The 25,010-nt window shown below is 37.9% G+C and carries 21 protein-coding genes; 5 read left to right on the top strand and 16 right to left on the bottom strand.

Features of this window, described 5'->3' with window-relative positions:
- The first annotated feature begins 142 nt into the window (after window positions 1-142).
- Together GA0116959_RS10195 and trmB are read left to right on the top strand one after the other, a co-directional pair.
- The gene (locus GA0116959_RS10195; RefSeq protein ID WP_092720659.1) at window positions 143-1,591 is read left to right on the top strand and encodes a SulP family inorganic anion transporter; all 1,449 of its coding nucleotides are present in this window, start codon (window positions 143-145) and stop codon (window positions 1,589-1,591) included.
- 148 nt (window positions 1,592-1,739) lie between these two features.
- Window positions 1,740-2,456 carry a tRNA (guanosine(46)-N7)-methyltransferase TrmB gene (gene trmB / locus GA0116959_RS10190; protein WP_092720609.1) on the top strand — a complete coding sequence of 239 codons (717 nt, stop codon included), beginning with the start codon at window positions 1,740-1,742 and terminating at the stop codon, window positions 2,454-2,456.
- A gap of 64 nt (window positions 2,457-2,520) precedes the next feature.
- Here trmB and GA0116959_RS10185 read toward each other — a convergent pair whose 3' ends face one another.
- The 6 genes from GA0116959_RS10185 to GA0116959_RS10160 form a co-directional block, all read right to left on the bottom strand.
- Entirely contained in the window at window positions 2,521-3,195 is a 675-nt protein-coding gene (locus GA0116959_RS10185) for a class I SAM-dependent methyltransferase (RefSeq protein ID WP_092720608.1), read from the bottom strand.
- A 56-nt stretch (window positions 3,196-3,251) separates the two neighbouring features.
- Window positions 3,252-4,028, bottom strand: coding sequence for a Rossmann-like and DUF2520 domain-containing protein (locus GA0116959_RS10180; RefSeq protein ID WP_092720607.1), 777 nt, complete (start codon window positions 4,026-4,028; stop codon window positions 3,252-3,254).
- Between the two features lie 363 nt (window positions 4,029-4,391).
- The gene (locus GA0116959_RS10175; protein ID WP_092720606.1) at window positions 4,392-5,876 is read right to left on the bottom strand and encodes an OmpA family protein; all 1,485 of its coding nucleotides are present in this window, start codon (window positions 5,874-5,876) and stop codon (window positions 4,392-4,394) included.
- A gap of 153 nt (window positions 5,877-6,029) precedes the next feature.
- Window positions 6,030-7,265: a dihydroorotase gene (locus GA0116959_RS10170; protein ID WP_092720605.1), complete on the bottom strand. Its 1,236-nt coding sequence runs from the start codon at window positions 7,263-7,265 to the stop codon at window positions 6,030-6,032.
- A 9-nt stretch (window positions 7,266-7,274) separates the two neighbouring features.
- Complete coding sequence (locus tag GA0116959_RS10165) at window positions 7,275-8,291, bottom strand: aspartate carbamoyltransferase catalytic subunit (protein WP_053578178.1); 1,017 nt, start codon at window positions 8,289-8,291, stop codon at window positions 7,275-7,277.
- A gap of 166 nt (window positions 8,292-8,457) precedes the next feature.
- Window positions 8,458-8,808, bottom strand: coding sequence for a hypothetical protein (locus tag GA0116959_RS10160; RefSeq protein ID WP_092720604.1), 351 nt, complete (start codon window positions 8,806-8,808; stop codon window positions 8,458-8,460).
- Window positions 8,809-9,039: 231 nt separating this feature from the next.
- On the opposite strand from GA0116959_RS10160, the gene rlmKL reads away from it, so the two are divergent.
- The gene (gene rlmKL, locus GA0116959_RS10155) at window positions 9,040-11,244 is read left to right on the top strand and encodes a bifunctional 23S rRNA (guanine(2069)-N(7))-methyltransferase RlmK/23S rRNA (guanine(2445)-N(2))-methyltransferase RlmL (RefSeq protein WP_092720603.1); all 2,205 of its coding nucleotides are present in this window, start codon (window positions 9,040-9,042) and stop codon (window positions 11,242-11,244) included.
- A gap of 29 nt (window positions 11,245-11,273) precedes the next feature.
- Here the strand turns inward: rlmKL and GA0116959_RS10150 are convergent, their stop codons facing one another.
- From GA0116959_RS10150 to GA0116959_RS10130, 4 genes are all read right to left on the bottom strand, one after another.
- Window positions 11,274-11,720 carry a hypothetical protein gene (locus GA0116959_RS10150; protein ID WP_092720602.1) on the bottom strand — a complete coding sequence of 149 codons (447 nt, stop codon included), beginning with the start codon at window positions 11,718-11,720 and terminating at the stop codon, window positions 11,274-11,276.
- A 138-nt stretch (window positions 11,721-11,858) separates the two neighbouring features.
- Window positions 11,859-13,142, bottom strand: coding sequence for a DUF945 family protein (locus GA0116959_RS10145; RefSeq protein WP_092720601.1), 1,284 nt, complete (start codon window positions 13,140-13,142; stop codon window positions 11,859-11,861).
- A gap of 210 nt (window positions 13,143-13,352) precedes the next feature.
- Entirely contained in the window at window positions 13,353-15,935 is a 2,583-nt protein-coding gene (gene clpB / locus GA0116959_RS10140) for an ATP-dependent chaperone ClpB (RefSeq protein WP_092720600.1), read from the bottom strand.
- 543 nt (window positions 15,936-16,478) lie between these two features.
- Window positions 16,479-16,901, bottom strand: coding sequence for an OsmC family protein (locus tag GA0116959_RS10130; RefSeq protein ID WP_092720598.1), 423 nt, complete (start codon window positions 16,899-16,901; stop codon window positions 16,479-16,481).
- Between the two features lie 148 nt (window positions 16,902-17,049).
- On the opposite strand from GA0116959_RS10130, the gene crp reads away from it, so the two are divergent.
- Window positions 17,050-17,757, top strand: coding sequence for a cAMP-activated global transcriptional regulator CRP (crp, locus tag GA0116959_RS10125; RefSeq protein WP_053578185.1), 708 nt, complete (start codon window positions 17,050-17,052; stop codon window positions 17,755-17,757).
- Window positions 17,758-17,963: 206 nt separating this feature from the next.
- On the top strand, window positions 17,964-19,013 hold the full coding sequence (locus GA0116959_RS10120; RefSeq protein ID WP_092720597.1) for an NADP(H)-dependent aldo-keto reductase: 1,050 nt from the start codon (window positions 17,964-17,966) through the stop codon (window positions 19,011-19,013).
- A 148-nt stretch (window positions 19,014-19,161) separates the two neighbouring features.
- On the opposite strand, the gene GA0116959_RS10115 is transcribed toward GA0116959_RS10120, so the two are convergent.
- From GA0116959_RS10115 to GA0116959_RS10090, 6 genes are all read right to left on the bottom strand, one after another.
- Complete coding sequence (locus tag GA0116959_RS10115; protein WP_053578187.1) at window positions 19,162-19,938, bottom strand: M48 family metallopeptidase; 777 nt, start codon at window positions 19,936-19,938, stop codon at window positions 19,162-19,164.
- 113 nt (window positions 19,939-20,051) lie between these two features.
- Entirely contained in the window at window positions 20,052-20,360 is a 309-nt protein-coding gene (locus GA0116959_RS10110) for a hypothetical protein (protein WP_092720596.1), read from the bottom strand.
- A 189-nt stretch (window positions 20,361-20,549) separates the two neighbouring features.
- The gene (locus GA0116959_RS10105) at window positions 20,550-21,869 is read right to left on the bottom strand and encodes an adenylosuccinate synthase (protein ID WP_053578189.1); all 1,320 of its coding nucleotides are present in this window, start codon (window positions 21,867-21,869) and stop codon (window positions 20,550-20,552) included.
- A 69-nt stretch (window positions 21,870-21,938) separates the two neighbouring features.
- The gene (locus GA0116959_RS10100) at window positions 21,939-23,105 is read right to left on the bottom strand and encodes an ATP phosphoribosyltransferase regulatory subunit (RefSeq protein WP_092720595.1); all 1,167 of its coding nucleotides are present in this window, start codon (window positions 23,103-23,105) and stop codon (window positions 21,939-21,941) included.
- Between the two features lie 362 nt (window positions 23,106-23,467).
- Window positions 23,468-23,779 carry a hypothetical protein gene (locus GA0116959_RS10095; RefSeq protein WP_092720594.1) on the bottom strand — a complete coding sequence of 104 codons (312 nt, stop codon included), beginning with the start codon at window positions 23,777-23,779 and terminating at the stop codon, window positions 23,468-23,470.
- A 180-nt stretch (window positions 23,780-23,959) separates the two neighbouring features.
- On the bottom strand, window positions 23,960-24,982 hold the full coding sequence (locus GA0116959_RS10090) for a type I glyceraldehyde-3-phosphate dehydrogenase (RefSeq protein WP_053578192.1): 1,023 nt from the start codon (window positions 24,980-24,982) through the stop codon (window positions 23,960-23,962).
- Between the last annotated feature and the right edge of the window lie 28 nt (window positions 24,983-25,010).

Genomic DNA, 25,010 nt, shown 5'->3' with positions numbered 1-25,010 from the left:
GCAAAAAAGCATCAATGAATAAAAAATATTTACCTTTTGAATATTGTCTAAAATTGAGGTTTTTTCAAGTCTATCTGCCCTGCTTTTTTCTCTAAAGATGTTTTAACATACCTAACTTTAAAGTTTGATGAAAATTAATCTCGTGATTAGTCTGAAAAAAGAAGAATGGTTTTCCAATATTCGTACCGATATATTGGCTGGCTTGGTGGTCGGTTTAGCACTTATTCCTGAGTCTATCGCTTTCTCAGCAATAGCTGGGGTCGATCCGCAAGTTGGTCTGTATGCGTCATTCTGTATAGCAGTAAGCATTGCTTTCTTTGGTGGACGCACCGCCATGATTTCTGCTGCGACGGGTGCAATGGCTTTATTGATGGTGACTTTAGTTAAAGACCATGGTTTACAGTATTTACTCGCGGCAACCGTTTTAACGGGGATCATTCAGGTCATAGTAGGATATTTTAAAGTCGCCAAATTGATGCGTTTTGTATCTCAGTCTGTGGTGTATGGCTTTGTAAATGCACTGGCAATTTTAATTTTTGTCGCACAACTTCCAGAATTAAGCAAAATGGATAGCTTAGGCTATTTTTTTGTTGCTCTAGGCTTGTTGCTGATTTATTTATTTCCGCACGTGCCTAAAATTGGCAAACTGATTCCCTCTCCCCTGATTTGTATTATTGTTTTAAGTCTGATTACACTTTTCATCGGTTCAGATATGCGTACAGTCAGTGACTTAGGCACATTTCCTGACACCTTGCCTATTTTTCTGATTCCTGAAATTCCACTCAATTTTGAAACGCTGAAAATTATTTTTCCTTATTCTATAACGTTGGCAACTGTTGGTTTATTAGAAACCATGATGACGACAACCATTGTCAATGAAATCACTGAAACTGAGGGGGACCGTCATCAAGAATGTCGTGGTCAAGGGTTTGCCAATATTGTCAGTGGCTTTATGGGTGGCATGGCAGGGTGTGCCATGATTGGTCAATCGATTATTAATGTATCTTCAGGTGCACGTACTCGCTTATCAACGTTGGTTGCTGGTGTATTTTTATTGTGTTTAGTGGTTTTTCTGAAAGACTGGCTGGCTTATATTCCTATGGCGGCTTTAGTGGCAATTATGATCATGGTGGCATTTACCACTTTTAATTGGGATTCAGTACGAAATTTTTCTAAGCACCCGAAACAAAGTAATATCGTCATATTCACGGTCGTCATCATGGTACTCACTACGCATAATCTTGCACTCGGCGTATTAGTAGGCGTTTTACTTTCAGCTCTATTTTTGGTCAATAAACTTGAAAGCGAAGTCAAGGTTAGCTCTACCCTTTTAAATCCAAGTACACGTTATTATGTGATTTCAGGTCAAATTTTCTTTAGTAGTTCAGACAAATTTTTTAATTTTTTTGACTTTAAGGAAAATATTTCTCATGTAGAAATTGATTTAACGCATGCGCATATTTGGGATATTACATCAGTCAATATGCTAAATAATGTGACAAAGAAATTTGCAGATCAAAATATTACAGTGAATATCATTGGTTTAAATGAAGCCAGCAATGTCTTGATTGACCGTTATAATCCAAATTAAGTTTAATGATTTTAAAAAGAGCCTCTCGTGGCTCTTTTTTTTAACCCCTGATTTCTTCATTTAATTCGATTCGGTGAAGTAAAAAATTTGACTTACACCTCTTAACACTTAAAATACCGCATTGAAATTTTTTACATTTGCCAAAGTTATGTCGAACGATCAATTAGACCAGCAAGTCGTCGAGCTGGATAACCTGAATGAACATCGTGAAATTGTTACTTTCATGCGTCGTTCTTCTCCGCTCAATACCTCTCAACGTACTGCGCTTGAACAATACGCTCACTTAATTTTGGAATATCCTGTCGCTGATGTACGCCAACATTTTGAACATCCAGAACGCCCTTTAACGGTGGAAATTGGTTTCGGTATGGGTCGTTCATTAGTCATGATGGCTAAAGCCAACCCTGAACGCAATTACCTCGGTATTGAGGTGCATATTCCTGGTATCGCCCAGTGTGTTTATGAAGCAAGCATGGCGGATTTAACCAATTTACGTTTGCTTGATGCCGATGCCATTCAAGTCTTACGTGAAATGCCAGATGACAGCATTAACGCAGTACAACTGTATTTCCCTGATCCATGGCAAAAAAAACGTCATTTCAAACGCCGTTTTGTTTCACATGAACGTATGCCACTGGTTGAACAAAAATTAGAAATGGGTGGTACATTCCACGCGGCTACCGATTGGGAACCCTATGCTGAATGGATGCTAGATGTGTTAGATAATCGTCCGAACCTTGAAAATATGGCAGGTAAAGGCAATAGCTATCCACGTCCAGATTGGCGTCCGCAAACCAAATTTGAACGACGTGGCTTAGAGGAAGGTCATAAAATTAATGATTTTCTGTTTAAGAAAATCAAATAAATAAAATTAATCAAAATGGCTCATTCAATATGAGCCATTTTTTATTTGCTTGGCTTTTAAAAACTTAGTTTTTAAAAGCAATAAAACCTTGATAGGCCAATATTTGGGTAAACGGCATGATTGAATTGAAACCGCTTTTATTGAGCTGATCACTTGTTTCCTGAGATGAAAGAGGATAGAAGTCATCAGTTAAACGGCGAATCATGGCTGTAGATTGCGCGCTACTCAAGCCATTTATTTCGACCACATTTTTTAGCGTTTCCAATTCTTGCTCTGACTGCATTTGAGTTAAATCAAAAGTAATAAAAATGCCCTGCAATTTTAAACTTTCATAAATGGCTTCAAAAAAATTTGACTTATCCTGAAAGCTGACAAAATGTGTGACTAAAATAGAGAGAGCAGCATCATAAGATTGCTCATTTTTTAACTCGGTAACATCACTTAAAATGAATTGAGCTCGATGCGAGGCATTTAAGGGCTGAATATATTGTTTTGCCTTCTCCAGCATAGTTGTAGAGAGATCAGTCGCAGTAAATGTCCAGTGCGGAAATAGTTGCAATAAATAACCCAGCTCATAGCCCGTTCCACAACCCACAATCAAAATATGCGCATGTTCTTTCACATAGGTTTTTAATAAAGCTTGAATTTGCTGATGAACCACCTCATAACCTGGAATGAGTTTACGAATATGTAAATCATAACCATCAACCACGGATTGACTCTTAAAATCCTTTGCCATTTTGCTCTCCAGATAAATTCAGAATGTACATTGCTTGATTTAATTGAGAATTCAGATTATTTCTGATGTGATTGCAAAATCTGTTGACTCAACAATGTATAAACCTGTTTTAAATCGTCTCGTTGTTCTTCATTCAACATATGTTCATGCATATTCAAAATATTCAGATCACCACGCATGGCAGGCCCAGTTTGCATTTGCTTAGGATCATTACTGAGTGCTTTATTGGCTGTTTCTAAAATCAATGGATAAAGCAATGAAAAATCAACGTGTTGAGTATCTACAATTTGCTTGGCCATATCGTAACAATAGTTGGTAAAATTACAGGCAAATACTGCTGCTAAATGTAAACTTAGACGTTGTGCAGAATTATATGGATAAACTCGTTGACTCAATTGATTTGCTAAATCCAGTAATAGGATCAAATCCTTTGGCTGCTGTGCTTCTATAAATAATGGTGTTAAGGACCAAGCTACCTCTCTCCCTAAACTAAAAGTTTGCAACGGATAAAATACACCTGATCGTGCATGCACTTGGGTTAAAATTTCAATATCTGTACTTCCTGATGTATGCACAATCAGAACGTCAGACAATTGTGGAGCTATATCTGCTATCACCGAAGCAATCGCGTAATCACTCACAGCAATAATCAGCAAATCAATTTCGGGATTAAGTTCTGTAATATTCGACGTAGCCGTTGCATTTACTTTAATCGCCAGTGTCTGTGCAGACTCAAGGCTTCGACTACAAATTTGAATAATTTGGTGATGGACATTTAGAGCACAAGCAAGTTGATTCGCAACTCGTCCTGCACCAATAAAACTAATATGCATATTGTTTTCACACTTTCAGATTAAGCACAGCATGCCAATAAAGAAACTACGAATCAATTCTTCCTTTTCTTTAACATTCTTTCATTGGGATCAGAGAAGTTTGTTATTTTAATAATTTACTTTTTTAAATACTGATCACTTCTCTCGTTTGATTAAAACACGAGCGTATAGCCTCTTTACATCTGATTGAAGCAGGGCAGCATCTTAATCATCGTTGTTTCAATTTAGAAATAACTTTGCAGCTTTAAAATATAAATGTTTTCTATTCTCATATTCATCTACAAATAAATTTAAAACGTAAAACATAAGTAATATTTTAAAAAAAACTCTGTTATTAAACAGAGTTTTTTTTAAATCTCTTATTTATTGTTGCTTGATCCCTTCATCATTGACTTCACGGACCACACCGGTTTCAGTATTTAAAACCTCAAACTCTATACGTCGATTTTTAAATTGACCCTCAGGGGTTGCATTATCCGCTACAGGCTGTTCTTGACCATAACCCACTGGTTGCAGTTGTGCAGGATCTACACCTTGTTGTACCAAATAATCGACCACTGCTTGAGCGCGTTTTTGCGATAAAGTTTTATTTGAGTTTGCATTTCCTACCGCATCTGTATGGCCTTTAACTGTTAATTTAACCTGAGGGGCACGTTTCATTAATCCCGCAGCTTGATCTAAAATTGCTTTATTAGCATCTGGAATCTGAGCACTGGCGGTATCAAAATTAATAATTTGTAAATTCAGTGCCGTTGCTACATCTAAGGCACGGATATTATCTGGATTAATTTCAGCTAAGGCTTTTTCAGCATTGTTATTTCCACTGGTAATTGCCGTATTGTTATCCATAGGCATACTGGCTGCCATATCTGCCGCAGGTGTAGTCACTGTCATATTTCTAACAAGCGGTTGCATTTTTGCCGCCAATTGCTGAGCGTCAGTAGGATTAGCCGCTTGAATAGAAAGTTGATTTCCTATCCAAGTTAATGAAGCATTCGGCACACCTTTTACGAGTTTTAATACACTTGGAATAGCATCTTGATCAATAAATTCCGTATGATAATTTGCAGTCGTTTCTGCACCACAGCCTAAATTATGATTAAAGATTTGCTTGATATTTTGTTGTAAAATATCAACATAACTTGCATTACCCGAATACAATTGGCAAGTGGTTAAATCCCCTGTTGCACCCGTGCTTAATTGTAATTTCGCAGGTTCACTGGCAGCCGTTTGGGTAGCCATCGTTGTCGGTTCAGTTTCTTTTTTATCTGAACACGCTCTAAAAATTAAAGCCAGTAGTGCGGCTAAAATAATTAAAGCAATTAATGGCAGTAAAAAGCCAGTTTTCTTTTTTTCTTCAACAACTGGATAAGGCTCTGTTTCAGGTGCTTGATGCAGAGAATGTCCAGATGCTGTGCTGATTCCTAAAGCACTTAACAATGCTAGTGCCCAATGCGGTAAAGCATTAGACACATCATTCCAATGCGTTTCAATTAAATGAACAATTGCATTCGGCTCACTCGACCCTGCCTCTTCTTCTAAAACGCCAAGCGTTGGTGCAATCGATCTGTTTAAAGTAGATTCAATTACGGCTGTAGGAACAGTTCCTGAAATCTGTTCTAAAAATTGATTTTTTAATGCAGGATTGGCGCTAAAAATATCTGACAATCTGGGATTAAGTTGATTTTGTACATTGCTAATTAGTTCAGGTTTAGATTTAAAAATAGACAGCAATATCGGGTAAAAACTGCTTAAAGCCTGACTTTTCTCACTGAGGTGTTCGGTTTCACCTTCTAACACCACCGCAGAAACTTTCTGCTTAAGTAAATCGATTAAATTAATATTCATTGATTATTCCTCTTATTCTGTTTTTTTCATGGATATTTGTAGTTTATCGGGTGATTTTTTAAACAATGTAAATAATTGTATAACTTGAATACTATTATTTTTCTTCAATAAAAAAAGTCAGCCGAAGCTGACTTTGATAAAAACTTAACTCAATTAAGCTGTAAATGTTTGAATGACCTTACCAACCACTTTCTGATGAATCAACGGTGTGTTTTTACCCTGAGAAAGAAGCGATTCTTTAGTGACTAACCATTCTAGTTTAGGATCAACCAAAGCCCAACCAGACTCTTTCACCCAACGATCAACCATATTGGCTACTTTTGCTGGTGCAAGCGTAACTTTTTCTACCCATTCCAATGGCTCAAATAGACCTTCATTCACCAGCTGAATACCAAATGCAACATAAGTATCAAAAGCGGTAATACCTGACTCAGTTTCAGCAAACGGCGCCAATTTTGCGGAACTGCTGAGTGGTTCGTGATGCGTACAAATCGCATCAATGATGCCATCTTTTAAACCTTGACGTAAAAGTTGTTTGTCTTTTTCAGCACGTAAAGGTGGGCGTACATGAGCTAAAGCATTAAAACCATCAATTAAGTTTTCAGTTAAATGTAATTGATGCATTGCCACATCTGCAGTTACAGGCAGACCTTTGGCTTTTGCAATTTGAATCAATTCAACTGCAGCACCACACGACAACAAACCAAAATGTGCACGTACTTTGGTCACTTCGACCATCAATAAATATTTTGCAATGGCCACGGTTTCTGCCAAAGCTGGAATCATGGGTAAACCCTGTCGTGATGCAATAAAACCTTCATGCACGCAACCATCTTTTGCAATTTGAGGTTCTTCAGCATAAAACACAACCGTCATCCCTAAACCTGCTGCATACTCTAGAGTCCTTAAGACCACATCATCATCTGCAAAAGGTGCGTTAGCATTAGACACAGCAGTACAACCGCCTTTTTTCAAAGCAGCCATATTGGCAGGTTGTTTACCTTGCAAACCTTGTGTTTGGGCACCAATCACTTGTAAATAAATACCGCCATCCAACATCGCTTTGTCAACCAAGCCATGAATCAGGGCGCCATTGTCTTGCACAATCGGTTTTGAATCTGGCGGAGTAAAGACATGCAAAATACCGTTTTCAAGTGCCGCTTTTCCTTCAGACTTCAAGGTTCCATGCTGTTGTTGTCCTGGTTCACGTAATCGTGCGCACAAATCAACCATGGTTGGCATAAGCCATTTACCATCACCATCAATAATTTCATCTACCTGATCTGTAGCTGCAACCAATTGACCATGTGCTAGATAGACAGTTTCTACGCTATCCTTTTGTTTGATTGGATCGAGGACACGTACATTTTCAATTTTGACTATACTCATGACTTTTTATTATCCCGCAATCGCTTCAATTAAACCCTTCTCTTGCAACTGACCTTGCATCGAAAGTGCAAGTACAGCCATACGCACTGCAATCCCATTGGTCACTTGATTTAAAATCACAGCTTGTGGCCCATCTGCAATACTGGAATCAATCTCTACACCACGGTTCATTGGCCCCGGGTGCATGACAATACAATCAGGTTTTGCCATTGCTAGACGTTCTTTATTTAAACCATACATTTTGTAAAATTCAGCTTGTGATGCTAATGCAGGTGAGTCAATTCGTTCATTTTGAATCCGTAAAGTAATAATGACATCACAATCTTGAATGCCTGCTTCCATATTATTGAACAGGCGAACATCTGCACCATATTCCTCAAAACCATAAGGGAGCAATGTATTCGGTGCAATAACGCGAATATCTTTACAACCTAGAGTTTGCAATGCAGCAACATCTGAACGTGCTACACGCGAGTGTTTAATATCTCCAATAATAGCAACACTCAAAGCTTCGAATGGCTTTTTAGTTTCACGGCGAATCGTTAACATATCGAGCATCGCTTGGGTTGGATGAGCATGACGACCATCCCCTGCATTGATAATCGCAACCTGTGGGCAAACTGTTTGCGCTATAAAATGTGCTGCGCCTGAAGATGAATGACGGACCACAAAAATATCGGCTGCCATGGCTTCAAGATTCCACAAAGTATCGCGTAAAGTTTCACCCTTAGATGTACTAGAACGTGCGATATCAATGTTTAATACATTGGCCGATAAACGCTTGGCTGCCGCTTCAAATGTGGTACGGGTACGAGTCGAATTTTCAAAAAACAAATTCATCACCGTACGACCTTCAAGTAAAGGTAGGGTGATCAATTGATTTTGTTCATTAAAAAAAGATTGGGCTGTATCAAGTATTTTGGTCAGGGTTTCTTTAGACAGACCATCAATAGTCAAGAAATGTTTAAGATTACCCTGTGAATTGAGTTGAATCTGGCTCGGAGTATGCAATGCCGCCAAGTGCATGAGAGATTCCTTATTGTTAAGTCAACGTATTATACAGAATTCCCCTAAAGATGGCAGTTCACTCAATCAACTTCAATTGACGATTTAAAGATGATGCAGCACCCATGCATAAACGATAAATGTATAGTTAGGCTCAAAATAATCTGGAGTATTTTGAGCCTAAAACTTAACGTAATGCACCAATATAATGATGAGATACTTGGGCTTTATAAATTTCTTCTTCGGTTATTTCAGGTTCAATCACATCCTCTTGCTGCGGGATTTCTGGTAATACAACGTGTTGTATTTTTTCGCCAAGCCCCATTAAAGCCTGCAACCGCATTGCATGTTGATTGAGTTCCAAATCCTGAGTTGATGTCGCTAATTCAATCACATATTGGGCATAGACTTGATCTTGCACTAAATACTTTACATCAATTACCCGACCCGTGACTCGTCTTAATCGCGCATACACGAGTGTTGCAATAGAAAAAGATTCAGGATGAATTGCATCTCCACTTCCACTTACAAGTTTCATTTAACATCCCCTTGTTAAATCAAAATTCTAAAAACATGCATTTTGTTCAAAATCACCTAAGTGATGCATTTCTCTACACTGGAGACTGCAAAATATATACCACTTCTATTTGTTAAATGAATAAAATATTAATTTTTTCAATCTGACTTACTTCTTTATTCCAATTTAAAAACTTTTATCCGCTAAAATACGTTAAAATATTCGATTGCTTAACTGCTTTTGGAAATTTGCATGAATTCGAAACCACGTCTTTCTACATATTGGGTCACCTGTGCAGATGGGCTTGAAACCTTACTCCAAGAAGAATTGGAAGGTTTAGGTGTTCAAAATATTGAACGCTTTCCGGGACGTTTAGTTTTCCAAGGCACGTTAGAAAATGCATACCGTATTTGCATGTGGTCTCGCTTGGCTTCTCGTGTACTTACGCCTATTCACACTCATGAGCTTGAATTCACTCATGATGCACGTGATGTGGCAGAAGAGTTATATGAAGGTGCAATGAATTTTGATTGGTCACTCATTTTTGCACCACAAAGTACCTTTGCCATTCGCCTTCATTTAGAACGTGATATTCGAGTAAATAGCCAATTTGCCACTTTGCGTGTCAAAGATGGTGTGGTCGATTCCTTTATGGAAGCGGTGGGTAAACGACCAAGTGTAGATATTAAGCAGCCTGAAATTACGCTTTATGTGCTCGCAGGTAAAACTCAGCATACCTATTGTTTAGATTTATCTGGCGATTCTTTGCATAAGCGTGGTTATCGTCACTTTATGACCGATGCCCCGATTAAAGAAAATTTGGCAGCAGCCATTTTACAGAAAGCCAAGTTAATAGAACGTAATCCCGATATTATTTTAGATCCAATGTGTGGTTCAGGTACGTTTATTATTGAATCACTGATGATGCTGACAGATCGAGCACCAGGTCTAGTACGTCGTTTTGGCTTTAATGGTTGGAATGGACATAACCATGATTTATGGATGTCCATCAAAAATGAAGCGGCTGAACGTCATCAAGCGGCATTAGAAAAACAGCTACCACGTTTCTATGCTTTTGATGCAGATTGGGAAGCAGTCAAAGCGACCAAGCAAAATATTATTGCAGCAGGATTTGAATCGGTTCTTGATCAGATCAAAATTGAAGAACGCACCCTTGCAGATTGGCCTGATTTCCAATCTGAAGGTAAAACTGCATTTGTGGTGACCAATCCACCTTATGGTGAACGCTTAGGTGAGAAAGCTTCAAACCGTGCTTTATATTTAGGTTTGTCTGCGCTGTTGCAAAAAAACTTTGCCAATCAATATGCGGCAGTGATTGCGTCACAAGTTGAACAAGCTGATGTCTTGGCATTTAATGATCCACAACTTTTACGTTTAATGAATGGTAAATTACCAATTTATATCCGTTTCGGTACCATTAAACCCACCACAGTAAGCCAACCCTTTTTAACCACTTGGCAAACTCAGCAGTTTGATCCGATTGAAGGTGCTGAAGACTTCACCAATCGTTTGCAAAAGAATATGCAAGCCTTGAAAAAATGGGCTGTGAAAGACAATATTTATTGTTTACGTTTATACGATGCTGACTTGCCTGACTTTAATGTGGCTGTCGATTTGTATGGTGATCGCCTGCATGTTCAAGAATATGCGCCACCTAAAATCATTGATCCAGAAAAAGCAAAAAAGCGTTTTAATTTAGCTTTAGCTTCGATTCGTGCGGTTACAGGCTTAGGGCGTGATGCGATCTTTATTAAAACTCGTGCTCGTCAAGAAGGTAAAACTCAGTATGAAAAACAAAGTACTGCGTCTAAACGTTTTATTGTTCAAGAAGGCAAAGCCAAAATTTTGGTTAATCTGACTGACTATTTAGATACAGGTTTATTCTTGGATCATCGTCAAATGCGTTTACGTATTGCGGCGGAAGCCAAAGGTAAACATGTATTGAACTTATACAGTTATACTTCGACTGCAAGTTTACATGCTGCTTTAGGTGGTGCTGCCAGCACAACCAGCGTGGATTTATCCAATACTTATTTAAATTGGTCTAAAGAAAACTTTGTCCTCAATGGTCTGACCGTCGATCATGTTGACCAGCAACATCAGTTCTTTTCAAGTGATTGTTTCGAATGGTTAAAAGAAGGTCATGAGCAATATGAGCTGATTTTCATTGATCCTCCAACTTTCTCTAACTCGAAAAAATTTCATGGCACATTTGATGTTCAGCGTGATCATTTATCGCTCCTTAAACGTGCAATGAATCGTTTAACGACCGATGGAACGTTGTATTTTTCAAATAACTATCGTGCTTTCGAAATGGACGAAGAAATTTTGGCGTTCTTTGATGTACAAGAAATTACCAGTGAAACGATTGGTTTAGACTTCAAACGTAATACTAAAATTCATCGTGCATGGAAAATCAAACATCCTCAAAATTAATTTTTAATTGCCCAGAGATGAAGTGCGCGTTAGCGCATCATCTCTACGGTAATCCCATCATCATGATATCGCTTTAAGTTATCTGATGTATTGTCCGTGTCGAATAATCCGATAATCGCTAAAATTGCGTTCCTCTTTTCATTCGAACTGGCTTGCTCAACCATTCTTTTCTTTTGTAATTGATACTCTAGCACGACAGCTTCATCCATAGACTGTGGTTGAATACTGTGAACATTCAAATCAATTAAATGTTCACTTTCTTGTTGCTGTTTTTCTAAAGGTTGATCAATACTTCTAAGCGCACGCTGAATACTTTTCAAATCTACATTATTTGAGTTACTGGTTAATTCCGAAAGTTGATCATCCGGCAAAGCATTTTTTGCATTGCTGAAAGAGCACACGAGAAGAAGTAAACTTGTACTGATAAATGATTTATACCACTGTGTTCCACAGTTTTTCTTATTGCTCATCTTCATGATGGAGACTGTCCTTGTTTTTATTTATAATGCAAGCTAGCAAGTATTTTATATAACAACAATCACTTTCTAAATTTCCCGATATACAGCAAGAAAAAGGGAAGAATATAACATTCTTCCCTTTTTTTAAATTTCACTTTAATTTAAAAATTTCTTTTCCCCAAATTTATATTCGAGCGACATTTTTAAAGTATCTCCATCACGCTTTACTTGCCCAGACTGCTGCATTGTAGACAACATATTTTCAAGATTTTGCTCAGTCATTGGGCTGCCTGCTTTTGCCATATAATTATTCATGACACTCGACATGATATTTTTATCAAACTCGACATCGGCTTTATATTCCATGAGACTTGGCATCATTTTAACCATACCCATCAAATTAGACTGATGACTTGGCATAATCCGACCACTCATACTGGCTTTGGCGACACCCTTGCCCATCTTAAATTGATTATTCTTAGATTCGAAATAAAAGCCTTCGTTGATGACGGCCAACAAAGCAGGTTCGATATCTTGCACCAATTTTTCTTTCGCCAAACAGCTTTTTTCACCTTTGACGACAAGATCGAAAAAATGCTGTAGTTTTTGTCTATTCAAATTCGTGACATTAAAATTAAGCTGTAGATTTTGCATGGCAGGTACAAAAGGCATTGTCATTTCATCAAGTTTGAGCGACGTACTGGTATTTAAAATACGTTCTTCTAGCTCACTTTGAGTTTCTATGCTCAAATTCTTAAGTTCAGCATTTATCGGAGTTTTAGTCTCACGGCTAGACATTTTGAGTAAATCCATTTTTATTTTGGTTTTACCCGATTCTAGATATTGGCCGTTCAGACCTTGATTGGTTTCTAGTTTAAGTCCTGTCATTTGAAAATTTGAGTTGGCATCAATAACGCTCAGACTCGGAATTTCAAGCTGTAAATCCAATATTTTTAATTGTTGATTGATCTGTTTGGCATGAAATTCTAAGGTAATTGGCTCTAATCTGGATTGTATTTGAGCTTCATTACGAGAGATGAATGGTGTGGTTAATGCAGTATGCATTGTACCTAACCAATTGATTGTAGTTTTTGCTTTGAGCGGTTCTTTTAAGAGAGATTGAAGCGAACCCTGCGCTTGAGTAATTTTAATATCAGATTGAACGGAATAGCCATTCCAACTACGTTTAATCGTATCTTGACCACTAAATTTAATCAGGTCTTTTGGCTTACACGGATCGAGCACCAATTCTGCTGTCCAATCAGCATGACCTTTTAATGACCCCATATGAAAGTTCTGATATTTTACACTCAGATTTTTGGCTTGTTGATTCCCTTGCTGATAATAAGTCTTTAAATTTTTATCCGCATAAAGATTCCCCCCTACTGCTGCGACAGCAAGCGTAAATATTCCACCAACACCCCACTTTAATTTAGACATTTTTTATCTCACGTTGTTTATTTGTTATTCAAATAAAGTATAGAGAGAATTATTCAATTATGATAATTATTTTTTAAATAAAGGACTTAGGTTCTTTTTACATAAAAAAATGAAAAATTTTGTCATGTTTTGACTAAAAAAGTCTTTTTCAATATTTTTATTAAAAAAACCTAGCCGAAGCTAGGTTTTATGCCTATTTAAACCATGCAGTTAACTCAATTTCATTTTCTCAAAAATGAGTTGACCATTTTCACTGGTGATTGAGATAGTATCCCCTGGTACAAAATCACCTTTTAAGATTTTTTGAGCCAAAGTATTTTCAACCTGTTGCTGAATAGCTCGTTTTAATGGACGCGCACCATAAATTGGGTCAAAACCAGCATCAATCAATTGATCAAAAGCACTATCATCTACAGAAAGACGCATCTCTTTTTCACTTAGTCGTGAGCGTAAACGATTCAATTGAATATCGGCAATACCTCGAATTTGTGATTTTTTCAATGAATGGAACACCACTAATTCATCAATTCGATTAATAAATTCTGGACGGAAATGCTGTGAAACAGCTTCCAAGACGACTGTGCGAACATCTTCCTCGTTTGGATTATCGCCCAATTCTCGCACGTCTTGAGAACCCAAGTTAGAAGTCAAAACAATCACTGTATTTTTAAAATCAACCACGCGACCTTGAGAGTCTGTTAATCGTCCATCATCCAAAACTTGTAGCAAGATATTAAAGACATCGGGATGTGCTTTTTCAACTTCATCAAAGAGCACGACACTATAGGGTTTACGACGTACGGCTTCAGTTAATATGCCGCCCTCCTCATAACCCACATAGCCTGGAGGTGCACCCAACAAACGGCTTACAGAATGTTTCTCCATAAACTCGCTCATATCAATACGCACCATGGCATCATCACTGTCAAATAAGAAGTTTGCCAATGCTTTGGTCAATTCGGTTTTACCCACACCTGTCGGCCCAAGGAATAAAAATGAGCCACTTGGACGATTAGGATCGGATAAACCTGCACGTGAACGACGAACTGCATTTGATACAGCGATTACAGCTTCATCTTGTCCAACAACACGATGATGTAAGAAGTCTTCCATTTGAAGTAATTTTTCACGTTCACCTTGCAGCATTTTTGTCACTGGAATACCCGTGGCAGCGCTGACTACTTCTGCAATTTCATTTTCAGTCACTTTGGTCCGAATCAGTTTAGGTTCTTCATTGCTTTCCTCTATCACTTCTTCAGCATCTAAACGTTTTTGCAACTCAGGAATTACACCGTATTGCAAACGACTTGCTTCTGCCAAATCACCTTCACGTTGGGCTTTTTCAAAAGCAGTGCGTGCTTTTTCCAACTCAACTTGCGCTTGACTGGTTCCTTCTACCAATCTTTTCTCGGAAATCCATTGTTCTTCCAAATCACTATATTCACGTTGAACATCTTGAATCTGTTTTTCCAGATGTGAAACTTCGGCTTTACTGACTGAATCAGCATCCTGTTTCACCGCCTCTAACTGTATTTTTAATTGAATCAAACGCCGGTCTAAACGATCAAGTGGCTCAGGTTTAGAGTCAATTTCCATTTTAATCCGCGAAGCTGCTTCATCAATTAAATCAATAGCTTTATCGGGAAGTTGACGGTCTGTAATATAACGATGTGACATTTTCGCTGCAGCAATAATGGCTGAATCTAAAATTTGAACGCCATGGTGCGTTGCATATTTTTCTTTTAAACCACGCAAGATTGCAATGGTATCTTCTACACTTGGCTCATCCACCAATACTTTTTGAAAACGACGCTCAAGTGCAGCATCTTTTTCAATAAATTGTCGATATTCATCCAGTGTCGTGGCACCGACACAACGTAATTCTCCACGTGCTAGCGCAGGTTTGAGCATATTACCCGCATCCATTGCACCATCGCCTTTACCTGCACCGACTAGAGTGTGCAACTCATCAATAAATAAGATGATTTCTCCATCATATTTTGCCAAATCTTTGAGCAGTGCTTTCAACCGCTCCTCAAATTCGCCACGATATTTTGCGCCAGCCAACAATGAACCAATATCTAAAGATAAAACACGCTTACCTTTCAGGCCCTCAGGTACTTCACCATTAACAATACGTTGTGCCAAACCTTCAACAATAGCGGTTTTACCTACGCCTGGTTCACCAATAAGCACAGGATTGTTTTTAGTTCGACGAGATAGTACTTGAATGGTGCGACGGATTTCTTCATCACGTCCAATCACAGGATCTAGCTTTCCTGACATCGCACGCTCAGTTAAATCAATGGTGTATTTATTTAGTGAGTCACGCTGATCTTCATGGTTATTGCTCATGACTTGTTCACCACCTCGAATATTTTCAATTGCTTTGCGTAAAGCATCTGCTGTAACACCAACACTGTTGAGCAAAGTTTTTGTCACGCCCGTTTCAGCCAAACTTAAAATAACCCAATCCGTCGATAAAAACTCATCTCCTGCTTTTTGAGCATAACTGTCTGCTAAGTTTAAAGCACGGACAGCTTCAGGATGCAGGTTAATATCTCCTGTTGGATTAGAAAGAATAGCTGCATCATTTAATGCTTGCTGTAACTTGGTTTGAAGGTCTCTTAAGTTTGCACCCGCTTGTTGTAATAAACTAATATTGGCAGGTTCTTGCAATAATGCAGATAAAATATGAATACCTTCAATTGCGGTATTGTCTTTAGTCATTGCCAAAGATTGAGCATCTGATAAGACTTGCTGCAAGCGGTTTGTAAATTTTTCAAATCGCATTTTGTTATTCCTCACAACAAATTTTGTACTTGAATAATAAATGGGAATGGTTTGCTATTTTTCAATATGATTTCTAAAAAATATTTTATTTTTCAATAGTTAATAATAAAAAAGATAGAAGTTATTTATAATATGGGTGTAATGAATAATTTTTTCAAGTTGAATTAAGTACGATATGTATCAAATTCTATTTTAAAAAATAGTTCACATATCCTTCCACAATCTCTCTGGGATAATTCGTTATTTTCACCTGTTGATTTAAAAAATTTAATTAACTTTTTTGGTTTTTGGTTTTTGGTTTTTGGTTTTTGGTTTTTGGTTTTTGGTTTTTGGTTTTTGGTTTTTGGTTTTTGGTTTTTGGTTTTTGGTTTTTGGTTTTTGGTTTTTGGTTTTTGGTTTTTATTTAATAATAAAAAAATTTAAGATGAAAAATGCAAAATTTGTGCTTAATGTGAATATAGAAAAATGATGTTCTCTAAAGTCATTATAATTTTATAAAAAAATGGTGATTTAATCATCAATCACCATTTTGAATTTTTTGCTTTACACAGTTTCAATAATTTCAAAATCATGAGTAATTTCTACCCCACCATCTGACAACATTTTACTGGCGGAACAATATTTTTCAGCAGAAAGCTCGACAGCCTTAGCCACTTGTTTCTCTTTTACTTCTTTGCCTGTGACCACAAAATGTAAATGAATTTTAGTAAATACAGCAGGAATAGTATCTGCACGATCCGCTTTTAGCTCACATATGACACCTATCACATTTTGACGAGACTTCTTTAAAATAGTCACAATATCAAAGGAAGCACAACCACCCAGTCCCATTAATATCAATTCCATGGGACGTGGGCCACGGTTTTCACCGCCATAGGCTTCCGCACCATCCATAACAATTTGATGACCACTTTCCGATTTTGCTTCAAAAGCAACATTCTCTAGCCAATGAACACTTGTTTGCATTGCAACTACCCAAAAAAATCTATAAATTTACGAAGTGCCTTAACACTAACATAAATTGAGTTGATACGGAATTTCATCTCTTATATGGCAAGTTCAGATTAGGTCTTGTGCGATCTATTATTTTATCCATAATCGGGAAACCGTTAGCATGACTGCAAACTTTTCACAACTCAGTACAGACGCCCTTTCTCCTGGTCAATTACCAGAGTCTGTTAAAGCATTGTTAAAACGTGCCTATATTAACCGCTACCCAAAGCGCACTGCGATTGTAGATGCAGGTACTGAATCTAAATCACTGTATTTAATTTTAAAAGGTTCAGTTTCTATTATTTTACGTGAAGATGATGAACGTGAAATTGTGGTTGCCTATTTAAATGCAGGGGACTTTTTTGGGGAAATGGGCCTATTTGAAGCTAACTCACAACGTACTGCCGAAGTTCGCACACGTGACGTATGTGAAATTGCTGAAATAAGCTATGAGAATTTCCATGAATTGAGCAAACAGTATCCCGATTTAAGCTATGCCGTTTTTGCACAGCTCGTACGTCGCTTAAAAAATACCACACGTAAAGTGACTGACCTTGCATTTATCGATGTATCTGGACGTATTGCACGCTGTTTAATCGACCTTTCATCTCAACCTGAAGCTATGATTTTACCCAATGGTCGTCAAATTCGGATTACGCGTCAAGAAATTGGCCGTATTGTCGGCTGTTCCCGCGAAATGGTCGGACGTGTTTTAAAAACGCTTGAAGAACAAGGCATGATCGAAACAGAAGGCAAAGCCATTCTTATTTTTGATGTGGCTTCAGAAGAGATAGATTCTTCCCTCATTAAAGATGAGGATGAAGAATAAGGGCTCATATCAATTTAATAAAATGAAGCCATAAAAAAAGCAGATCTAAGATTTGCTTTTTTTATGCCTTCATTTTATCGGTATCATTTTGTAAATTTTATAGCCATGCTAAAACAATTTATGATTTAACTCATATAGATAAATCAGCACGTTTTATTTGAGATATTTTTAAATTTGATCATGAAAAAATGAAAGGACCATTCTGCATGCAACTTAAAGCTTTAGCCAATACGGGTATTCTTCTGCCTGAAATATGTTTAGGAACCATGACTTTTGGTGAACAAAATACCCAATCAGATGCTTTTGAACAACTTGAATATGCACTAGATCAAGGTTTATTTTTTTGGGACACTGCGGAAATGTATCCTGTACCACCTAAGCCTGAGACTCAAGGTGCAACTGAAACGATACTAGGGAATTGGATTGCGCAGCGCGGGCAGCGTGACCAACTTTTTATCGCGTCTAAAATTGCTGGCCCTTCACAAGGCGGTAGCCATATTCGTGATGGACAAACACGATTTAATGCTGCTGACATTGGTTCTGCAATTGATGGTTCTTTAAAACGTTTACAAACTGATTATATTGATTTGTATCAATTACACTGGCCTCAACGCCCTACCAATTTTTTTGGAAAATTGGGTTATGGCAACACTGAAGCACAGAATACTGATGAGATAACCGCTTTAGAAGAAACACTAACAGCTTTAAGCCATGAAATTAAAAATGGGCGTATTCGCTATATTGGTCTTTCCAATGAAACTCCATGGGGAACTTTGAAATTCTTACATTTGGCAGAAAAATTAGGTTTGGAAAAATTCGTGAGTGTACAAAACCCTTACAACCTACTAAATCGCACCTATGAAATAGGCATGTCAGAAATTGCACATCATGAAAGCATCGGCTTACTAGCTTATTCACCATTAGCATTTGGTTATTTAACAGGAAAATTTCGCCATGGTGCACGTCCTGTAAATACTCGGATCAGTTTATATTCTCGTTTTAGTCGTTACAGCAATCCACAAAGTGAATGGGCAACCGAGCAATACGCACAACTTGCAGAACAACATGATTTAACTCTGACACAACTGTCATTGGCTTTCATTAAACAACAATTTTTTGTCAATACTACAATTATCGGAGCCACCAATTTAAATCAACTGAAAGAGAATATTCAAGCATTTGAAATTGAATTGTCTACCGATATTTTAGAAGGGATTGAAGCCATTCACCGCCAACAACCGAATCCAGCGCCTTAGATTAGTTTTGATACACAGCTTTCTACACGAATCGGAAAAAGCCAACAATGTAAGCTTGTGATTGGTTCTAAAATTTTAACTTTACTGCCAAATGCATGGCATAAAAAAGGATGCTTAGCGCATCCTTTTTTATTGATCAAATCAATAATTAACGCTTGTTATAAATCGCTTGTGCAGCAGGTAAGTTTTTACGCATCGCTTCAATACGTTGGCTGTTTGATGGATGAGTAGACAAGAATGATGAACCACCTGCACCATCTAATTTATTCATCTTTTCCCAAAGTGTAATAGCTGCTTGTGGGTTATAACCTGCACGGGCCATAAGAAGCAATCCCCCTTGGTCAGCCTGACTTTCCAGACTACGTGAATAAGGCAAGCCTACACCCACTTGTGAACCCAACTGTGCAGCAGCAGCACCAAGTTGTCCTACATTATTGCCTGCAGCACTCAGTCCAATATTTAAAGCCAAATTTGTTAAAGCTTGTGCACCAATTTTATTTTTGGAATGCTCTTCTAAAGCATGCACCATTTCATGGCCCATCACTGCGGCAATTTCAGCATCAGTTAGATTCAGTTTATTGACAATGCCTGTATAAAATACAACCTTACCACCGGGTGCCACATAAGCATTCACTTGATCTGACTTTAAAACTGCCAATTGCCAGTTAAACTTTTGGCCCGTTTGATTGATCTGATCACCATAGGGTTTTAAACGTGAAAATACCGAATTAATTCGTCTATAAGTTGCAGATGAAGTATCTAAGGTTTTATTGGCACTGGCTTCCTGAATGGTTTTATTAAAACCTTGCGCAGCTGCCACATTGAGAGTCGCTGAATCTGCCCCCGCCATGTCAGCAACTGTCGTACAACCTGAAATTGTAACTATGCCTGCCACACACAAACTTAATATGAGTTTGTTATTCATTATAATAATCTCCGCCTTGAAAATAGATATCAGTTTTAAGCAGATTATAAGTAATAGTCGCTCTGCTTTAAATTATTATTGCATCCACATTCATATCATTTATGTAAACGTACTTAGTTAAGAAACTGAAAAATAAGCCAATAAATCAGACAAAATGCATTTAAAACCAAATATACTTGGCAAAGTGGTTTGATTTTCTGCTCAAGCTGCTCATTTTTTCTTTTAAAAAATAAAATAGCATTTTGAATAAGAATAACAGGCACCAAAATACACGCTAAAATCACCGTGAGTCCAATAAATGCACTATATATAATCTTTGGGTCTTGCGTTTGTGCTTGAATAATCAGCATTGCAATCGTTGGAGTCCCCCCCATCGCAAAAAGTAAGGAATAAAAAATCGTTCCCGAAATATTTTTATGCATTCCGCATCGCCTGCTTTTCATTTTATATGCTGTATTTTAACAAGCACGCATGATTTAAACAGAATTCTTTGTTGCAACTTTAGTCTCCCCAAAATTTCCTAAAATATATAAAAGAATAAGTGTTTAGAAATAGCTGACTCAAAAAAGCCTCACATTAAGCGAGGCTTTTTCATATTTGATTAACTTAGCTTAAGCATCAAATGGATGACGCAATACTATTGTTTCTGCACGGTCAGGACCTGTAGAAATAATATCAATTGGACATTCAATTAACTGTTCAATACGTTTTACATATGCAATCGCATTTTCAGGTAATTGCGCAACATCGGTTGCACCTACTGTCGATTCAGACCAACCTGGCATACTTTCATAAATTGGTTTTAAGCTTTCAAATGCAAGCGCATCGGATGAACCGACACAACCTGAATCTGCTGCTTCATAACCTACACAGATTTTTACTTCTTCCAAACCATCTAGAACATCAAGTTTAGTTAAGCAAATACCAGAAAGTGAGTTTACATCGACTGAACGGCGTAAAATTTCTGCATCGAACCAACCACAACGACGTTGACGACCAGTTGAAGCACCAAACTCATGACCAATTACACCTAGGTGCTTACCAATTGCATCACCTACGTCATTTGCAGCGTCATAAACCAATTCAGTTGGGAATGGTCCAGCACCCACACGTGTTGTATATGCTTTAGTGATACCAAGTACATAATCAAGATGTAACGGCCCTAAACCCGACCCTGAACTTACGCCACCCGCAGTCGTGTTTGAAGAAGTCACATACGGATATGTACCATGGTCAACATCCAGAAGTGAACCTTGCGCACCTTCAAACATAATGTTCTCGCCGTTTTTACGGTAATTATGTAATTCAGTGGTCACATCTACGACCAGTGGAGCAACGACTTCGCGCCATTGGTCGCAAAGTGCAATCACATCTTCTAACTTGATCGCTTCAACACCATAATATTGAGTCAATTGGAAGTTATGGTAATCCAACAATTCAGTCAGTTGAGCAACGAGAGCTTCACCGCCACGAACCAAGTCCGCAACGCGAATAGCACGACGTGCTACTTTGTCTTCATACGCCGGCCCAATACCGCGACCTGTGGTACCAATTTTCGCGTTACCACGTTTTTTCTCACGCGCTTGGTCAAGTGCAATATGGTTTGGAAGAATAAGAGGACAGTTTGGAGAAATACGTAAACGTTCTTTAACTGGAACACCTTCTTTTTCAAGAATGTCCATTTCTTCAATTAGAGCAGCCGGTGAAAGTACAACACCGTTTCCAATTAAGCAAAGTACGTTCTCACGCAAAATACCCGATGGAATGAGGTGTAATACAGTTTTCTTACCACCAACCACGAGTGTATGACCAGCGTTGTGTCCACCTTGGTAACGAACTACCGCAGCCGCTTGATCTGTGAGCAGGTCAACGATTTTACCTTTACCTTCGTCGCCCCATTGGGTACCAAGTACCACAACATTCTTGCCCATAATAGCCTCATTGCATCATGCTGTTAAAATTGAAAACTTAAATTAGTGGTTTAGAACCAACTCAAATCATTAAATCTTTTCGACCTTCCACTCACCCGCCACATTCACCAATTCATGGGTGGCATGTGGGATTGAACTTAGACTGTCATTACCGAGTAATTGGATTACACTAAAACCTTGGGTACGCGCATTAGAAATGGCTTTAAGCAAATCTGTATCTACACCTTTTGGTGCGACCACTACATTTAAATCTGTAAATTGGCCTGCACTTAAGGCATAAAGATCACAACTAAAACCTGTTGCAGGACGCGCACGTCCAAAATGCTGACCAATACCATCATAGCGACCACCTTGTGCAAGCGGTGCAGCACGGTTTGGTGCATAAACGGCATACATTAAACCCGTGTGATAGTGATATGAGCGCAGCTCTACCACATCGATCCCAATATGTAGATTGGGCCAACGGTTCTGAATTTGATTTTGGGTGGTTTTTAATGCAGCAAACGTTTGCTTAAATGCAACATCAGCAAAAATTTCAGCACTTAAATGCGTTTGCAATGCGTCTAAATCACTCGCATAACGACCCAAAGTGTAAAAATCTGCACCAAATTTTAATGATTGTGTAAATTCTGCAAGTTCAGGCAAGGCTTTGCGCTGATACAGGTCTGAAAGCAAACCTTCGATTTCTTTGCTTAAACCTGCTTGTTTAACCATACTACGGAACAGACCAACATGCCCTAAATCTAAATGAATGCCGTCTGCTAATCCTGCTTGTTCAAGCAAATTAATCATGACATCAATCAGTTCAACATCAGCATCAATACTGTCTGAACCAAATAATTCTGCACCTAACTGTAAAGGTGCACGTGTAGTATTAAAACCTTGAGGTTTAGTATGTAAAACAGTTCCAGCATAGCAATAACGTGCCACACCTTCTACTGGGTTCACATGCGCATCAATACGAGCCACTTGCGGTGTCATATCTGCGCGCACACCAAGTAAACGACCTGATATTTGATCGATAACTTTAAAAGTGGCTAAGTCTAAATCTTGATTCGATTCTGAAAGAGAAGATAGAGATTCGATGTATTCAATAAATGGCGTATACACCAATTGATAACCTCGAGAGGCGAGGAAATCGAGTGCGTCACGACGCAAAGTTTCAATCACTTGCGCCTGTTCGGGTAATACATCAGCTACACCATCAGGTAATAACCATGTCTCTGAAATGGGCATGTTGTAAACCTAAATTCTGTCAGCGCGGAAGTTATCCGCATAAAAAAATCGGGAACACACCCGATTTCTCATATTTTAGCACGATAATTATAGCGATGCACCTGACTTTTTCATAAAAAGACGGTTAATCCTGATTATTCAATTAGAGTAGATGACTCGATTTTATTAAAACATCTAGTATGATTAAAAATAATACAAAACAAGCGATTAACAAAAGTATTTGGAACGTGATGTCTTGCGATGAACTGACTATAACTAAAGGATATGCGCTGTATGTCAAGTTTTCGATTACTTATCACTATTCACTTGCAGAGCGTAAGGATTTTTGAAACACCTGATCGAACCAGAAGTGTTCGCTTATTCTACTCTTTACGGATAGAGGTGACCACTTTTGCCAACAAATGCGTTAATTCTGCATTTTGGAGTTCGACCTGACTTAATTTAGCTGTAGTTTTATCAAGCACTTCTTGTTGGATATGCATTTTCTTAGCCAAATCTTGCATGATTTCTAAAGATTTTTTTAGATTATTTTCTAAATGAGCCACTTTTTCTTTCAGTTGATGATTCACTTTATGGTCATTGATGGCATTATTTTGAGTTTTAATTTCCATCCAAATTAAAAATATAACAGCTATCGCCAGTAGCAGAATAAAGCCCCAAATCATGATTAGCATCTTTTTTACTCTTATTGTGTTTTATTATTTCTCACTCATCATATCCAATTTAATCTTAAAATTTAACGCTTCCTCTTTATTTTTTATCAAATAATAATTCGCCCCTTCAATTCATCTAATAAACCAAAAAAACAAAGGAGTAATTACAGGCAAGCTTGTATAAACAAATAAACTCAGCTTTTAAGTGAATGATTCACACAAATCAAGTAAGCGATTGGCATAGCCCCATTCATTGTCATACCAAGCAAAAACTTTAGCTTGATGACCAACCACTAATGTTTGACTCAAATCGACAATTAAAGAATAAGGTGAATGATTAAAGTCCGATGAAACTAAAGGTTCATCGGTCACCTCCATAATTTCAGCATAATCAAATTGTGCCGCTTTAATTAAAACTTCATTCATTTTATGTACTGTAATCGGTGACAACGAAATGAACGTTAAATCAATAGCAGCGACATTGATGGTCGGAACGCGAATTGAATAACCATCAATGCGGTTTTCCATTTTGGGCATGACTTGTTTAAGTGCACCCAAAGCTGAAGATGTAGTAGGAATAATATTTTGACCCGAAGCTCTTGCACGACGTAAATCACGGTGTGCATGATCGAGCACCGATTGATCTGCTGTCACCGCATGTATTTCGGTCATTAAAGCAGTATCAATTCCAAACGCATCATCAATGATTTTGACCAATGGAACCAAAGCCTGTGTAGTACACGATACACTAGAAATAATTTGATCTGTGCTTTTGACTTCATGGTGATTGACGCCATATACAATCGCTGCATCAACACTATCGAACGGTGCAGCACCAATAATCACGCGTTTCGAGCCTGCATGAATATGTTGAGTGGCAGCCTCTCGTGAACGAAATAATCCTGTGCACTCAAGGACCACATCAATATTTAAAGTATTCCAAGGCAATCGTTCCGGTTGTGCTTGGCAAAAAACCTGTACTTTTAAGTGTGCTACACCCGCTGAAATATTCAAATAAATCTGTTCATCTTCTATTGAGACTTCAACTTTTCCTTTAAAACGTCCATGAGTACTATCATATTTAAAGAGATGGATTAAGGTTTCCACATCTGCCACATCATTGATCGCTACGATATCAAAATGAAAATCTTTAGGATTTTCAAACCAAGCACGTAAAACATTACGGCCAATTCGCCCGAAACCATTAATGGCTACTCGTTGCATCAGATATCCTTAACTTTGGGGTAAATGT

Origin of the sequence: Acinetobacter albensis, from assembly GCF_900095025.1 — a bacterium.
Lineage (GTDB): Bacteria > Pseudomonadota > Gammaproteobacteria > Pseudomonadales > Moraxellaceae > Acinetobacter > Acinetobacter albensis.
This window is presented reverse-complemented; position numbering and strand designations above follow the sequence as displayed.

Bases quoted from the DNA above. Each gene is read 5' to 3' on its own strand.
- GA0116959_RS10150 (WP_092720602.1), bottom strand. From the start codon at position 11,720: ATGAAGATGAGCAATAAGAAAAACTGTGGAACACAGTGGTATAAATCA.
- GA0116959_RS10130 (WP_092720598.1), bottom strand. From the start codon at position 16,901: ATGCAAACAAGTGTTCATTGGCTAGAGAATGTTGCTTTTGAAGCAAAA.
- GA0116959_RS10105 (WP_053578189.1), bottom strand. From the start codon at position 21,869: ATGGGCAAGAATGTTGTGGTACTTGGTACCCAATGGGGCGACGAAGGT.
- GA0116959_RS10175 (WP_092720606.1), bottom strand. From the start codon at position 5,876: ATGAATATTAATTTAATCGATTTACTTAAGCAGAAAGTTTCTGCGGTG.
- GA0116959_RS10160 (WP_092720604.1), bottom strand. From the start codon at position 8,808: ATGAAACTTGTAAGTGGAAGTGGAGATGCAATTCATCCTGAATCTTTT.
- GA0116959_RS10100 (WP_092720595.1), bottom strand. From the start codon at position 23,105: ATGCCCATTTCAGAGACATGGTTATTACCTGATGGTGTAGCTGATGTA.
- GA0116959_RS10115 (WP_053578187.1), bottom strand. From the start codon at position 19,938: ATGAATAACAAACTCATATTAAGTTTGTGTGTGGCAGGCATAGTTACA.
- GA0116959_RS10120 (WP_092720597.1), top strand. From the start codon at position 17,964: ATGCAACTTAAAGCTTTAGCCAATACGGGTATTCTTCTGCCTGAAATA.
- GA0116959_RS10145 (WP_092720601.1), bottom strand. From the start codon at position 13,142: ATGTCTAAATTAAAGTGGGGTGTTGGTGGAATATTTACGCTTGCTGTC.
- clpB (WP_092720600.1), bottom strand. From the start codon at position 15,935: ATGCGATTTGAAAAATTTACAAACCGCTTGCAGCAAGTCTTATCAGAT.
- GA0116959_RS10095 (WP_092720594.1), bottom strand. From the start codon at position 23,779: ATGCTAATCATGATTTGGGGCTTTATTCTGCTACTGGCGATAGCTGTT.
- crp (WP_053578185.1), top strand. From the start codon at position 17,050: ATGACTGCAAACTTTTCACAACTCAGTACAGACGCCCTTTCTCCTGGT.
- GA0116959_RS10110 (WP_092720596.1), bottom strand. From the start codon at position 20,360: ATGCATAAAAATATTTCGGGAACGATTTTTTATTCCTTACTTTTTGCG.
- GA0116959_RS10090 (WP_053578192.1), bottom strand. From the start codon at position 24,982: ATGCAACGAGTAGCCATTAATGGTTTCGGGCGAATTGGCCGTAATGTT.
- GA0116959_RS10185 (WP_092720608.1), bottom strand. From the start codon at position 3,195: ATGGCAAAGGATTTTAAGAGTCAATCCGTGGTTGATGGTTATGATTTA.
- GA0116959_RS10170 (WP_092720605.1), bottom strand. From the start codon at position 7,265: ATGAGTATAGTCAAAATTGAAAATGTACGTGTCCTCGATCCAATCAAA.
- trmB (WP_092720609.1), top strand. From the start codon at position 1,740: ATGTCGAACGATCAATTAGACCAGCAAGTCGTCGAGCTGGATAACCTG.
- rlmKL (WP_092720603.1), top strand. From the start codon at position 9,040: ATGAATTCGAAACCACGTCTTTCTACATATTGGGTCACCTGTGCAGAT.
- GA0116959_RS10180 (WP_092720607.1), bottom strand. From the start codon at position 4,028: ATGCATATTAGTTTTATTGGTGCAGGACGAGTTGCGAATCAACTTGCT.
- GA0116959_RS10165 (WP_053578178.1), bottom strand. From the start codon at position 8,291: ATGCACTTGGCGGCATTGCATACTCCGAGCCAGATTCAACTCAATTCA.